11 protein-coding genes are annotated in these 12,624 nt (G+C 67.2%); 2 read left to right on the top strand and 9 right to left on the bottom strand.

Annotation, left to right across the window (positions count from 1 at the left end):
* Positions 1–129 precede the first annotated feature (129 nt).
* Positions 130–702: a septal ring lytic transglycosylase RlpA family protein gene (locus ACQR0W_RS03520; RefSeq protein WP_316187444.1), complete on the top strand. Its 573-nt coding sequence runs from the start codon at positions 130–132 to the stop codon at positions 700–702.
* Positions 703–901: 199 nt separating this feature from the next.
* Here ACQR0W_RS03520 and ACQR0W_RS03515 read toward each other — a convergent pair whose 3' ends face one another.
* From ACQR0W_RS03515 to ACQR0W_RS03485, 7 genes are all read right to left on the bottom strand, one after another.
* On the bottom strand, positions 902–2,137 hold the full coding sequence (locus ACQR0W_RS03515) for a class I SAM-dependent RNA methyltransferase (RefSeq protein ID WP_316187442.1): 1,236 nt from the start codon (positions 2,135–2,137) through the stop codon (positions 902–904).
* Positions 2,130–2,867 carry a TlyA family RNA methyltransferase gene (locus tag ACQR0W_RS03510; RefSeq protein WP_315715541.1) on the bottom strand — a complete coding sequence of 246 codons (738 nt, stop codon included), beginning with the start codon at positions 2,865–2,867 and terminating at the stop codon, positions 2,130–2,132. Before ACQR0W_RS03510 ends, ACQR0W_RS03515 begins: the two co-directional genes overlap by 8 nt.
* Positions 2,868–3,050: 183 nt before the next feature.
* Positions 3,051–3,611 (bottom strand): nucleoside 2-deoxyribosyltransferase, encoded by a 561-nt coding sequence (locus ACQR0W_RS03505; RefSeq protein ID WP_315715542.1) that lies wholly within the window; start codon positions 3,609–3,611, stop codon positions 3,051–3,053.
* Between the two features lie 29 nt (positions 3,612–3,640).
* The gene (gene dxs / locus ACQR0W_RS03500; protein ID WP_316164258.1) at positions 3,641–5,566 is read right to left on the bottom strand and encodes a 1-deoxy-D-xylulose-5-phosphate synthase; all 1,926 of its coding nucleotides are present in this window, start codon (positions 5,564–5,566) and stop codon (positions 3,641–3,643) included.
* Positions 5,567–6,528: 962 nt separating this feature from the next.
* Positions 6,529–6,780, bottom strand: coding sequence for an exodeoxyribonuclease VII small subunit (locus ACQR0W_RS03495; protein ID WP_315715544.1), 252 nt, complete (start codon positions 6,778–6,780; stop codon positions 6,529–6,531).
* A gap of 100 nt (positions 6,781–6,880) precedes the next feature.
* Complete coding sequence (locus tag ACQR0W_RS03490; RefSeq protein ID WP_315715545.1) at positions 6,881–7,810, bottom strand: histone deacetylase family protein; 930 nt, start codon at positions 7,808–7,810, stop codon at positions 6,881–6,883.
* A gap of 111 nt (positions 7,811–7,921) precedes the next feature.
* Positions 7,922–9,598, bottom strand: a complete 1,677-nt coding sequence (locus ACQR0W_RS03485) for a bifunctional metallophosphatase/5'-nucleotidase (protein ID WP_316171906.1) — start codon at positions 9,596–9,598, stop codon at positions 7,922–7,924.
* A 107-nt stretch (positions 9,599–9,705) separates the two neighbouring features.
* Between ACQR0W_RS03485 and bla the strand changes: the two genes are divergently transcribed.
* Positions 9,706–10,593 carry a subclass B3 metallo-beta-lactamase gene (gene bla / locus ACQR0W_RS03480; protein WP_315828088.1) on the top strand — a complete coding sequence of 296 codons (888 nt, stop codon included), beginning with the start codon at positions 9,706–9,708 and terminating at the stop codon, positions 10,591–10,593.
* A gap of 12 nt (positions 10,594–10,605) precedes the next feature.
* On the opposite strand, the gene solA is transcribed toward bla, so the two are convergent.
* Both solA and ACQR0W_RS03470 read right to left on the bottom strand, forming a co-directional pair.
* A complete protein-coding gene (gene solA, locus ACQR0W_RS03475) occupies positions 10,606–11,799 on the bottom strand; it encodes an N-methyl-L-tryptophan oxidase (protein WP_315828089.1) in 1,194 nt (397 codons plus the stop codon).
* Between the two features lie 21 nt (positions 11,800–11,820).
* Positions 11,821–12,585: a crotonase/enoyl-CoA hydratase family protein gene (locus ACQR0W_RS03470; protein ID WP_315828090.1), complete on the bottom strand. Its 765-nt coding sequence runs from the start codon at positions 12,583–12,585 to the stop codon at positions 11,821–11,823.
* Between the last annotated feature and the right edge of the window lie 39 nt (positions 12,586–12,624).

Below are 12,624 nucleotides of genomic sequence, written 5' to 3'. Positions count from 1 at the left end.
TGATCTGTTGCCATTAAGCCACAATCTCCCAAAAACCAGGGGTTGCATCTCCCGCAAGTTTCCCTTTGCCACCGTGCCGCCGCGATTGGGCCGCGACCATGAGCGGGTTGAGGCGGAGGCGCACAGAACATGCGTATCATCGACCGGACAGCACGTCCCGCGCAGCGCGTCAGGCGCTCGTCAGTCATCCAAGGTCCGCGTGCAGGGCTCGCTTGCCAACTTCTCAGGGCAGCGCTGGTGTGTGCGGCGGCGGCTTCGCTCGCAGCCTGCGCGCAATCATCGGCGGTCCGGCAGGCGCGCTGGGCGGCGCCGACGAAGCAAGCCGGAGCCGAATTTCGGCCGCAGGTGCAGCGTGCGGAGACGGCACCGGAGTCAGTGGTGCGCGTCCGGCGGGCCGAGCTCAGCCCGCCGCCGGCGCACTCCGGAGCGTCCGGTCTCGCCAGCTACTATTCGGAAGGCCAGAAGACCGCGAGCGGCGAGCGCTTCAATCCCTCCGAGCTGACGGCCGCGCATCGCAGCCTGCCGTTCGGCACCCGCCTGCAGGTCACCAACGTCAAGACCGGCCGCTCCGTGGTGGTGCGTGTCAACGATCGCGGACCGTTCGTGCAGGGCCGGGTGGTCGACGTGTCCTACTCAGCCGCGCAGGCGCTCGGCATGGTCAACTCCGGCGTCGCGCCGGTGAAGGTCAGCGTGGTGAGGTAGCGCATCGGATAGGCGACATCGCTGGTCGATCGCCTACGAGTTCGTGCTCATAGTCAGCGGCGTTCTCAGTCGACCTCTCCCCGCAAGCGGGGCGAGGGGACGCACCGAGCGTGATGCGCGAGCTCCGTGCGTCATTGCAGGGGCAACGCTTGGCGCTCCCCGAAAAAGCCGATCTCGCTCGTAAATCCGTTGACGGTGCTCACCGCACCAGCCTCGCCACCAGCTCGACATGCGGGGTGTGGCGGAACTGGTCGACCGGCACCACGGTCTCGAGCTTGTAGCCGCCGTCGATCAGCATGCGCATATCCCGCGCGAACGTCGTGACGTTGCAGGACACCGCGACGATCACCGGCACCTTGCCGGCCGCGAGTTGCCTGGCCTGCGCCTGAGCGCCCTGGCGCGGCGGATCGAACACGACGGCGTCGATGTCGCGCAATTCCGGCGACATCAGCGGGCGGCGGAACAGGTCGCGCGCCTCGGCCTTGATCGGCTTGAGGCCGGGCGTGCCAGACGCCTTTTGCAGCGCCGCGATCGCGCCGGCATCATTGTCCATGGCGGTGACGCGCGCCCGCGTGGCGAGCCGCAGCGCGAACGGGCCGACGCCGCAGAACAGGTCGGCGACGTGCTTGGCCTTGCCGATCCGCTCCATCACCAATTGCGCCAGCGTCTCCTCGCCTTGCACGGTGGCCTGCAGGAACGAGCCGGGCGGCAGCGTCACCTGTGCCGTCCCCATCGTAACCACGGGCGCATTGCGCATCAGCACCAGTTCGCCATGGCGGGTCAGCCGCGCCAGCCGGTGCTGTTCGGCGAGGCGGGACAGGGCCGCGATGCGCGGCGGCGGCAGCGGGCCGGAGCCGCGGATGTCGATGTCGAGGCCGTTGCTGGTCGCGGTCGCCTGGATGTCGAGCGGCTTGCCGGTCGGCTTCAGCGCCTCAGCCAGGGCCCATGCGGCTTCCAGCGCACCGTCCAGCGCAGGATCGAGGATCGGGCAGCGGTCGATCGGCACGATGTCGTGGCTGTTGGCGGCCGAGAATCCGACCCTGAGGACGTCGTGCGTGCCCATCCGTGCGTGGAAGGTGGCGCGGCGCCGGCCGGTGCCGTGGGCATCGATCAGATCGGCCACGTCGCAGTCGACCTTGGCGGCCCGTAGCGTCTCGACGACGATGTTGCGCTTCCACTGCTGATAGGGCCCGGGCATCCAGTGCTGGATGGCGCAGCCGCCGCACACGCCGAAATGCGCACAGAATGGCGCGATCCGCTCCGAGCTCGCCGCCTCCACCGCGAGCAGCTTGCGGCGATCGGGATGCCCGGGCACGACAGCCGCCTCGACGGTCTCGCCGGCCAGCGTATAGGGCACGTACAGCGCCTCGCCCGATGACAGCGACACGCCATCGCCGCGATGGCCGACATGGTCGATGACGAGACGCTCAACCATGGCGGCGCGCTCCCAGGAAGAACTCGGCGTTGCCGTCGCCGCCCTTGATCGATGACGGGAAGATCTCGATGTCGCTGCAGCCGAGCGAGGCGGCGAAGGCCGCAATGTCGTCGCAGACGGCGGCATGCACGCTTGCATCCTTGATGATGCCGCCCTTGCCGTGCTTTCCCTGCGCCTCGAATTGCGGCTTGATCAGCGCCAGCAGGCTCATCGGCGAGGCCGCGAGCGACAATGCGACCGGCAGCACCGCCTTGAGCGAGATGAAGCTGCAGTCGATCACGACGACGTCGGGGCGCTGCGGCAGGCGCTTGCCGTCGTAGCTGCGGATGTCGGTCTGCTCCATCGAGATGATCTTCGGGTGATTGCGCAATGATGGGTGCAATTGGTCGCGGCCGACATCGACTGCGAACACGAGCGCCGCGCCATTCGCCAGCAGGACCTCGGTGAAGCCGCCGGTGGAGGCACCGACATCGAGGCAGACATGGTCTTCGACCTCGATGCCATAATGCTCCAGCGCCGCCGCCAGCTTGACGCCGCCACGCGACACCCAGGGATGCGCCGGCTCGGCCTGCAGGACGGCGTCGGCGGGAATGTTCTCCGAGGCTTTGCCCACCTGCTTGTCGTTGGCGAACACGAGCCCCGCCTCGATTGCCGCCTGCGCCCGCGCGCGGCTCTCGAACAGGCCGCGTTCGACGAGGAGGATGTCAGCACGTTTGCGGGCAGGGGTCATGGGCCGGATCGCGAGATAGGTGAGATGAGGGCGACGCAATGAATTTTGAACTCCGTCATTGCGAGGAGCGACGCGACGAAGCAATCCAGACCTCCTTTGTAGCCCTGGATTGCTTCGCTTCGCTCGCAATGACGGGTGTTGCAAGCTGTTCGCGCGTATTCGCGGCTTCGGAGGGGCCCGGGATCAAACCGTCCTCGTCGCCAGCCGCTCCGCCGCCAATCTCACGCAGGTCTCGAACGCTGCCAGATGATGCCAGACGTCCGCAGGGCGTTCGCGTGGAGCGACGAGCGGGGCGCCGCGTAGCTCGAGCGCGTGGATCATCATGAGATTGTCGGGCAGGCCGAAATCCTCGACAGTCAGGCCTTCGCCATCGACCAGGCGGCCGTCCTGCTCCGTCACCGCCGTGAAGCGTCGGGCACGATCGGCGTAGACGGCCGGGTCGTTGCAGTAGCCGAGACACAGCTTGCCGGAGCCGGCCATGTAGCCGAACTCATAGACCGTGCCGGCATCGGCGCCGGGCCCGCGGAACGGTGTGAGATTGGCGATGATGGCATCGGCGTCGTCCATCATCGCCTCGTTGCCATGGAAGATCTGGCGCGAGGCGTCGGAGGAGGCGAGGTCGATGCTGTTGTCGAGGGGGTAGAGGCCGATCAGGCCGTGGCGGTCGCAGATCGCGACCTTCCGCCGGCCGATTTCAATGGCATCCGGCAGGAACACGTCGGGACCTGCCAGATAGATCTTCATGGCTCACCACTGCGGGACGCAAGCTCGCCTCAGGCGAGCTTGACCGACTCGGTCGTGTAATCCTTGCCGAGCGCCTCGAACACCTTGCGGACGATGCCTTTGGCGTCCAGCCCGGCTCGGGCGTACATCGCTGCCGGCGTGTCGTGGTCCTGGAACTCGTCGGGCAGCACCATCGAACGCATCTTCAGGCCGCCGTCCAGCATGCCCTGGTCGGACAGGTATTGCATGACGTGCGAGCCGAAGCCGCCGACCGAGCCTTCCTCGATCGTGATCAGGATGTCGTGCTCGCGGGCCAGCTTCAGCACCAGCTCCTCGTCGAGCGGCTTCATGAAGCGCGCATCGGCGATCGAGGCGGACAGGCCATGGGCGGCGAGCTCGTCGGCGGCCTTCTCGCACTCGGCGAGCCGGGTGCCGAACGAGAGCAGGGCGACCTGCTTGCCCTGGCGGATCATGCGGCCCTTGCCGATCGGCAGCGGCACGCCAACCTCGGGCATTTCCACGCCGCGGCCTTCGCCGCGCGGATAGCGCACCGAGCTCGGCCGGTCGTTGATCGCGACCTGGGTCGCCACCATGTGCACCAGCTCGGCCTCGTCGGAGGCCGCCATGATCACCATGTTCGGCAGGCAGCCGAGATAGGCGTTGTCGAAGGAGCCGGCATGGGTCGCGCCGTCGGCGCCGACCAGGCCGGCGCGGTCGATGGCGAAGCGTACCGGCAGGCTCTGGATGCAGACGTCGTGGACGATCTGGTCGTAGCCGCGCTGCAGGAAGGTCGAGTAGATCGCGCAGAACGGCTTGAAGCCTTCTGCTGCGAGGCCGGCGGCGAAGGTCACGGCGTGCTGCTCGGCGATGCCGACGTCGAAGGTGCGCTTCGGGAACGCCTTGGCGAAGATGTCGATGCCGGTGCCCGAGGGCATCGCGGCGGTGATGCCGACGATCTTGTCGTCCTTCTCGGCTTCCTTGACCAGGCTCTGGCCGAACACGTTCTGATAGGCCGGCGCGTTCGGCTTGGCCTTCGCCTGGGTGCCGGTGGCGATGTCGAACTTGGCCACCGCATGATATTTGTCGGCCGCCGCTTCCGCGGGCGAGTAGCCCTTGCCCTTCTGGGTCACGACGTGGACCAGGATCGGGCCGGTCTCCATGTCGCGGACGTTCTTCAGGACGGGGAGCAGATGGTCGAGGTTGTGGCCGTCGATCGGGCCGACGTAGTAGAAGCCGAGCTCCTCGAACAGCGTGCCGCCGTCCATCATGAAGCCGCGGGAATATTCCTCGACGCGGCTGGCGCGGTTGGCGATCACCTTGGGCAGATGCTGGCCGAGCTGCTTGGCGGCATCTCGCAGCGTCCGGTAGGTCTTGCCCGAGTACAGGCGCGACAGATAGGCCGACATGGCGCCGACCGGCGGCGCGATCGACATGTCGTTGTCGTTGAGGATCACGATCAGGCGGGAGTTCATCGCGCCGGCATTGTTCATGGCCTCATAGGCCATGCCGGCGGACATCGCACCGTCGCCGATCACGGCGATCACGTTGTTCTTGCCGCCCGACAGGTCGCGCGCAACGGCCATGCCGAGGCCGGCGGAAATCGAGGTCGACGAGTGCGCAGCGCCAAACGGATCGTAGTCGCTCTCGGCGCGCTTGGTGAACCCGGAGAGGCCGCCGCCGGTGCGCAAGGTGCGGATGCGGTCGCGGCGTCCGGTCAGGATCTTGTGCGGGTAGGCCTGGTGGCCGACGTCCCAGATCAGGCGGTCGCGCGGGGTGTCGAACACGTAATGGATGGCCGTGGTCAGCTCGACCACGCCGAGACCAGCGCCGAAATGGCCGCCGGTCACCGAGACCGCGTCGATGGTCTCCTGGCGCAATTCGTCGGCGACCTGCCGGACCTGCTCGACCTTCAGCCGGCGCAGATCTTCCGGGGTCTTGATGGTGTCGAGAAGCGGCGTCTTACTAAATGTGGTCACGGTGACATTCCAATTTTGCAGGTCGGGTTCAAGGGCCGACATCTGAGAGGTTCATCGTAACGGGCGGCGAAACCTGAGGTCTTGAAGGTCACATCCGCGCGGATCGAAGCCGCAGTCCGAAGACTAGCCGGGTTTGGGATCGATCTATGTGATGTAAGTCACTCTTGGTGGCCTTGCCGTCCTCGTTAGTCGCCCAAGATCGCCAAGTCGTTCAGCCAAGTCAGTTTTGCTAGCTCTTGCAAGCGCTTAGATTCCTCTCTCCGGAGAGGATGGACACTTCCAAAAACCCGCAGTTGCGAGAAGCTTTACACCAAAGTGCGTCTTAAAGCCAACCCGGCGGGAGTTGGCAAGCCCGCAAACGGTACCTTTGCGCCACGTCTCAACCGCGGCGGCGTGCCGGAGGTTCCATTGCTCTGCTCAAATCGACGGCAGCCGTCGCTCCGGAATAGACCGGGGACGCGAGCTCGGTCCAGGCTTTTTCCCGCGCCGCAGAATCCGCCGATGCGGCGATTGCGCGCGCCGCGGCACGGTGAGCCATGCGTTCGCGTCAGGGGATCGGTCCGCAGGCCATCATGAAGAAGTCGCAGGCGTGCGGCCTTTCGTGGATCGTCACGAAGCGGACGCGGAAGACCTGCGATCCAAGCACATTGTCATGATCGGGCCGGACGATCGCAGACGCGGAACGGAACGATCGTAGGATCGGGGGCGCCACGGCGAACTGCCCGGATCCAATCGTGTCGCATGGTAAACGAAGGACGTAGCGCTGGCTCTCGAGCGGTGAACGCGGTGGCAGAGACTTCGCCGGGGGACACTTGGCGGCCAAGCCCATTGACGATGCAGTTGCACCGATGTGCGGCTGAATTGCACGAATGGGAGGCGCTTTACCCGCGTGTCGCGTCGGGCCACACGCAGCGAAATAAATCCGGACTGTCGCTCGGAGACGGCCGGTCGGCCGCAAGCCGCTATTGCACGTCGAGCGGCACGGTTCCCACCGCATGGCCGCTGGCGTCGGTCGTGATCTTCTCGACCCGGGCCTCCGCCTGGCGCAGCAGCTCCTCGCAGCGCCGCTTCAGCGCCTCGCCGCGCTCATAGATCGCCACCGACTCCTCGAGCGGCACCTTGCCGTCCTCGAGCCGCTTCACGATCGATTCAAGCTCCTCGATCGCGCGCTCGAACGACAGCTTCTTGACGTCGGTTACGGTGTTGTCCGCCATGCGGGTTCCCTGCAGCTCACTCAACTCCGGGGCCGTGCTTTTACACCCCGCTCGCGGCCCTGTCAGGCCCTGCCGGGGTGGATCGGCTGGAACCTGGGGATTACGCCCCGGTCAGCGCCGCAACGTGGGCCGCGACGGATTCCTTCAGCCCCTGAAGGTCATAGCCGCCCTCCAGGACCGAGACGACGCGGCCGCCGGCGGTCTTGTCGGCGAGCTCCATCAGCTTGCGGGTGACCCAGCCGAAATCCTCCGCCCGCAGGTTGAGCGACGCCAGCGGGTCGCGATAGTGGGCGTCGAAGCCGGCCGAGATGATCACGAGCTCGGGGCTGAACTTGGTGAGCTGCGGCAGGATCAGATTCTCGAAGGCGGAGCGGAACTCGAGGCTGCCGTCCTCGGAGGCCAGCGGCGCGTTGACGATGGTGTCGTGCTCGCCGCGCTCGCCGCGGGCGCCGGTGCCCGGGAACAGCGGCATCTGATGGGTCGAGCAGTACATCACGCTCTTGTCGGCCCAGAAGATGTCTTGGGTACCGTTGCCATGGTGGACGTCGAAGTCGACGATGGCGGCACGCTCGATGCCGAAGGTGCGCTGGGCGTAGCGGGCGGCGATCGCGACATTGTCGAAGAAGCAGAAGCCCATCGGCTTGGCGATCTCGGCATGATGTCCGGGCGGGCGCACCGCCACGAAGGCGTTGCGGTGGCGGCCCGACATCACCGACTCCGTCGCCGCGACGGCGCCGCCGACGCCGCGCATCACGGCCTCCCAGGTGCCGGGCGACATCGAGGTATCGCCGTCGAGATAGATGATACCCGAGGTCGGGGCCATGTGGCGCAGCTCGGTGACGTAGTGCTCGTTGTGGCAGAGCAGGGCCAGCTCGATGTCGGCCTCCGGGGCCTCGTCGCGATCGAGCAGGGCGAAGCGCTCCTCGGTCAGGGCCTCCTCGACGGCGCGCAGGCGGTCGGCGCGCTCGGGGTGGCCGGACGGCGTGGCGTGATCGAGGCAGGCTTCGTGAGAGAGATACAGCGTCGACATCAGGGCTCTGCCACTCGCGCGTTGCGGGAGGGCCCAATCTATGCGCTGAACGCAGCCTCGGAAAGAGCCCCGCGGGCGATATGACCGGCTTTCCGCCCGGCGCGGCAGGCGTCACGAAGCCTTGTTGACGATACGGCCGCGCGGCGGCGGGGCCAGCGGGCTGTTGGCCTTGAGATAGGCGAACAGCGCCTCGTCGTCATAGGGTCCCGTGATCGGATCGCGGCCGCTCTTGAACGCGGTGAAGCCGTCGCCGCCGAGCGCGAGGTAGTTGTTGATGGTGACCCGGTAGGACGCGGCGGGATCGATGGCCTTGCCCTCGAGCATCATGCTGGCGGCATCGATCCGCGCGCCCGCGGACTGTTTCGCATCGAAGGCATAGGAAAAACCGCTGGAGACCTGCAGGATGCGCGGCCGCGCCGGGTCGAGCCATTGCTGCTCCAGCGCGGCCTTGATCTCGGCACCGGTCAGGGTGACCGTCATCAGCTGGTTGCGAAACGGCTGGCTCGCGAACACGTCGGCATAGGTCACCGCGCCGTCGTCGCGGCGAACGAGATCCGTCCGGATGCCGCCGGGATTGGTCATCGCGATGACCGCGCTCCCTTTGTCCGTCGCGGCTGTCGCTGCGAGCTGGGCATCGGCGATGACGTCGCCGAGCACGCTCTCGCCGGAGGCGTTCGGCAGCCGCGACAGCGTCGCGGTGAGCACGCCGGCGGGGCGATTGGCGTAGGGCGCCGCGAGCTTCTCATAGGCGTCGATCAGCGCGGTCTGCGCCGGATCCTTCGGCAGGCTGGTGTCGACGACGATGTTCGTCGCGGTGGCGCTGATCACGTCGCGCGTGGTGCGGTCGAGCTTGACGTCGATCGCCGTCACCAGCGTGCCGAACTTGTCGCCCGAGGTGACGAGCCGCTTGTCGATGGTGCAGACATAGGCCTGATGGGTGTGGCCGGAGATGACGATGTCGACCGCGCTGTCGAGGTCCTTGACGATGTCGACGATCGGCCCCGACAGCCCGGGACATTCGTTCATGCCACCGGACGGCCAGCCGCCCTCGTGGATCAGCACGACGATCGCCTGCACGCCCTTGGCCTTCAATTCCGGGATCAGCGCGTTGACGCTCTCGGCCTCGTTGCGGAAGTCGAGGCCGGCCGCGCTCGCCGGCGAGATGATGCCCGCGGTCCCTTTCAGCGTCAGCCCGATGAAGGCGACCGGAACGTCCTCGAAGGTGCGGATCTCATAGGGCGGAAACACCGTCTTGTCGGTGCCGGCGAGGAACGTCGACGCCGCGAGATAGTGGAATTTGGCACCGGTGAACGGCTGCGGCCCGCGGCAGCCGTCGGTCGGATGACAGCCGCCGTTCTGCATCCGCAGCAGCTCGGCCTTGCCCTCGTCGAACTCGTGATTGCCGACCGCCGACAGCGCGAGCCCCATCTGCGACATCGATTCGATGGTCGGCTCGTCGTGGAACATCGCCGACAGGAACGGGCTCGCACCGATCAGGTCGCCGGCTGCGACGAAGATCGTGTTGGGCTGGCCGTCGGCGAGCAGCTTGACGAGGCTCGCCATGTGCTCGGCGCCGCCGGCTGGAACAACGGTGGTCTTGGTTGGATCGGCGGGATCGGCGACGCGGATGCCGGAAGAGGGCGGCTCCAGATTGCCGTGGAAGTCGTTGATGGCGAGGATGCGCAACGCTATCGGCTCGTCCTCGGCCGATGCCGGCGGGCCGACGATGCTTGCAACGGCGGCGCCGGTCAGCAGGCAGGCAAGGGCGAAGCGGGAGAGACGGCTCATGGCAGGGTCACGTGTGATGCAGGGGCCGCGGGACGAAGCGCGATTGCCCCGCCGCGGTCGCAATGACATAAAACGATTTCATAACACCAATACATCGGGAGGCCGGAATGAAAAGAATGATGCTGCTCGCGGCGACATTGTCGCTGGCCGCCGGCTCCGCTGCAGCGCAATCGCTGCCGGACCTGATGAAGCAGATGGTCGCGGCGTGGAATAAGCCGACCGAGCCGTTCAAGGTGATCGACAACGTCTACTACGTCGGCACCAACGGGCTCGCTTCCTACCTGATCACCACGCCGCAGGGCCATATCCTGATCGATACCGTGATGCCGGAATCGACCGCGCAGATCGAGGCCAGCATCGGCAAGCTCGGCTTCAAGGTCGCCGACATCAAATACATCCTCAACACCCACGCCCATATCGACCACACCGGGGGGCTGGCGCAGATCAAGCAGGAAACCGGGGCGCAGATGGTGGCGGGCGCCAAGGACGTGCCGCTGCTGGAAGGCGGCTTCTATCCGGGCCGCGAGGAGGAGCGCTATCTCGGCTTCCCGCCGGTCAAGGTCGACCGCGCCGTGCGCGAGGGCGACACCGTCACGCTCGGCGGCGTCACGTTGACGGCGCATGAGACGCCGGGCCATTCGCCGGGCTGTACCAGCTGGACGACCGACGTGAAGGATGGCGACGCCACCCGCAGCCTGATCTTCTTCTGCAGCGCCACCGTGGCGCTGAACCGGCTGGTCGGCCGTCCCACCTATCCGGGCATCGTCGACGACTACAAGAAGACCTTCGCCTGGGCCAGGACGGCGCATCCCGACATCCTGCTGGCGCCGCATCCGGAGATGTACGACATGGCCGGCAAGCGGGCGAAGATCGCCGACGGCGCGCCCAACCCGTTCGTCAAGCCGGGTGAATTCAACGCCTATCTCGACAAGCTCGAGACGCAGTTCAACGACGGGCTGGCCAAGCAGACGGCGGCGCTGCAGTCCGGCAAGTAGTTGCGCCGTCCGCTATGCTGGATCGGCGACGGCCAGCCGGTCCAGTGTGAAGCCGGAGAGGTCGACGCGCGGCGTCTCGCCCCGGGCCATCGCCGCGAGCGCCTCGCCCACGGCCGGCGAATGCTTGAAGCCGTGGCCCGAGCAGGCCGAGGCGTAGATCACCTCGGCGTCACCTGGATCGTGGTCGATGACGAAGCGGCCGCCCGCCGCGTTGGTATAGAGGCAGACCTCGCTGCGCAGGCAGCGCGGGCCGAGATCCGGCACGAAGGGGCGGACATAGGTCTCGTAAACCTCGGCGATCTCGTCCGCCGTCACCGCGCGCGACACGTGGTCGGGATCGGTCTCGCCGGTCAGCACCTCGTTGGCGATCTTCACGCCGTTGTCCGGCGAGCCGAGCCAGGGGAAGCCGTAGATATCGGACGCCGCCCGCCCGCGTCCGCTGACGTCCCATATGAAGACCGGCGTGTCCGGCCCGAAGCGCTCGGGATGGGACAGGACCTCGAGCCAGTACAGCACCTGCCGCGTGACATTCACACGCCGGCGCAGCGGCGCGATCAACTCGGTGATCCAGGGCCCGGTGGTGACGATCAATCTGTTGGCCGACGCCGTCGTGCCGTCGTCCATGGTCACGATGTGGGCGCCCGCGGCGCGGCGAAACGCCGCCACGCGCCGGCCGGTCACAAGCTCCGCGCCATGCCGCGCGGCGACCGCGAGCTCGGCCCGGACGCAGTCCTCGACCAGGAGATAGCCGCCCTCGCGATCGAGGAAGGCGCGATCGCCCGGCGCGATGGCGAAGGCGGGATAGTCGGCGCGTAGCCGCTCCGATGAGATGATCTCGCCGTCGACGCCGTGCAGCCGCGCCGCGGTTTCGATGTTGCTGAAGAACTGCGCGCTAGAGACGCCGTGAACCTCGCCGCCATCCTGGCTCGGGATGAACAGGCAGCCGCATTGTTCGAACAGCCGCGCGCCGGTCTCGCGCTCCAGCTCCCGCCACAGCACGTGCGAGCGCTGCGCCAGCGGCGTGTAGTCGACGCCTTCGCCGATCGCCGCGCGGGTGATGCGGGTCTCGCCATGGGTCGAGCCGAAGCGGTGCGGCGGCTGGAAGCGGTCGATGCCCAGCACGCGCCGCCCGGCCTTGGCGAGATGCAGCAGCGTGGCGCTGCCGACCGCGCCACAGCCGATCACGATGACATCAAACTGCGCCATGCGCGCCCGCCGCGGCCCCGCTCATTTCTTCTTCTTGCGCGACAGGAACGCCTTGAAGGCGCCGACCGCCTCCTCGGAGGTCATGCGCTCGGCGAACAGATAGGCCTCCTGGTCGATCCGGCGGGTCAACTCGTCCGGCGCGGTGCGGATCAGCTTGCGGCCGATCGCCACCGCCTCGGCCGGCAGCCGGCAGATGTCGCGCGCCACCTTGTGCGCCTCGACCTCGGTATGGCCCGGCGCCACCACGGCGTTGACGAAGCCGGCGATCTGCGCGTCCGCCGCCGTCATGGTGCGGCCCATCACCAGCATCGCGAACGCCCGCTGATAGCCCATGGTCCGCGGCATCAGCAGGCTCGAGGCGCCCTCCGGCACCAGGCCGAGATGGATGAAGGGCGTCGAGAACGTCGCCGTGGTCGAGGCCAGCACGTAGTCGCAGTGGAACAGCATCGTCGTGCCGATGCCGATCGCGACGCCGTCGACCGCGGCGATGATCGGCTTGACGTTATGCGCCAGCGAATACAGGAACTTGGTCGCCGCCGAGGTGCGCGCGGCGTCGTTGCCGGCCGCCCCCGCATGCAGGAAGTCCTCGAGATCGTTGCCGGCCGTGAACACGCCGGAGCCGCCGGTGATGATGATGCATCGCACCAGCGGATTGTTCTGCGCGGTGTCGATGGCATCGCTCATGCCGAGATACATGGCCTGGGTGATCGCGTTCTTCTTCTCCGGGCGCCTGAGCTTGATCGTCCGCGTCTCGCCCTCGTCGGTCACGATCAGATGGTCGGTCATGGGCCCCTCATGCGTGTGCGCCGGCGGCTGCGTTGCCGC

Source organism: Bradyrhizobium sp. HKCCYLRH1034, from assembly GCF_051168375.1.
Classification (GTDB): Bacteria; Pseudomonadota; Alphaproteobacteria; order Rhizobiales; family Xanthobacteraceae; genus Bradyrhizobium.
This window is presented reverse-complemented; position numbering and strand designations above follow the sequence as displayed.

Coding starts and splice junctions, on each gene's coding strand:
- ACQR0W_RS03520 (WP_316187444.1), top strand. CDS start 130: ATGCGTATCATCGACCGGACAGCACGTCCCGCGCAGCGCGTCAGGCGC.
- ACQR0W_RS03515 (WP_316187442.1), bottom strand. CDS start 2,137: ATGGTTGAGCGTCTCGTCATCGACCATGTCGGCCATCGCGGCGATGGC.
- ACQR0W_RS03510 (WP_315715541.1), bottom strand. CDS start 2,867: ATGACCCCTGCCCGCAAACGTGCTGACATCCTCCTCGTCGAACGCGGC.
- ACQR0W_RS03505 (WP_315715542.1), bottom strand. CDS start 3,611: ATGAAGATCTATCTGGCAGGTCCCGACGTGTTCCTGCCGGATGCCATT.
- ACQR0W_RS03495 (WP_315715544.1), bottom strand. CDS start 6,780: ATGGCGGACAACACCGTAACCGACGTCAAGAAGCTGTCGTTCGAGCGC.
- ACQR0W_RS03490 (WP_315715545.1), bottom strand. CDS start 7,810: ATGTCGACGCTGTATCTCTCTCACGAAGCCTGCCTCGATCACGCCACG.
- ACQR0W_RS03485 (WP_316171906.1), bottom strand. CDS start 9,598: ATGAGCCGTCTCTCCCGCTTCGCCCTTGCCTGCCTGCTGACCGGCGCC.
- bla (WP_315828088.1), top strand. CDS start 9,706: ATGAAAAGAATGATGCTGCTCGCGGCGACATTGTCGCTGGCCGCCGGC.
- solA (WP_315828089.1), bottom strand. CDS start 11,799: ATGGCGCAGTTTGATGTCATCGTGATCGGCTGTGGCGCGGTCGGCAGC.
- ACQR0W_RS03470 (WP_315828090.1), bottom strand. CDS start 12,585: ATGACCGACCATCTGATCGTGACCGACGAGGGCGAGACGCGGACGATC.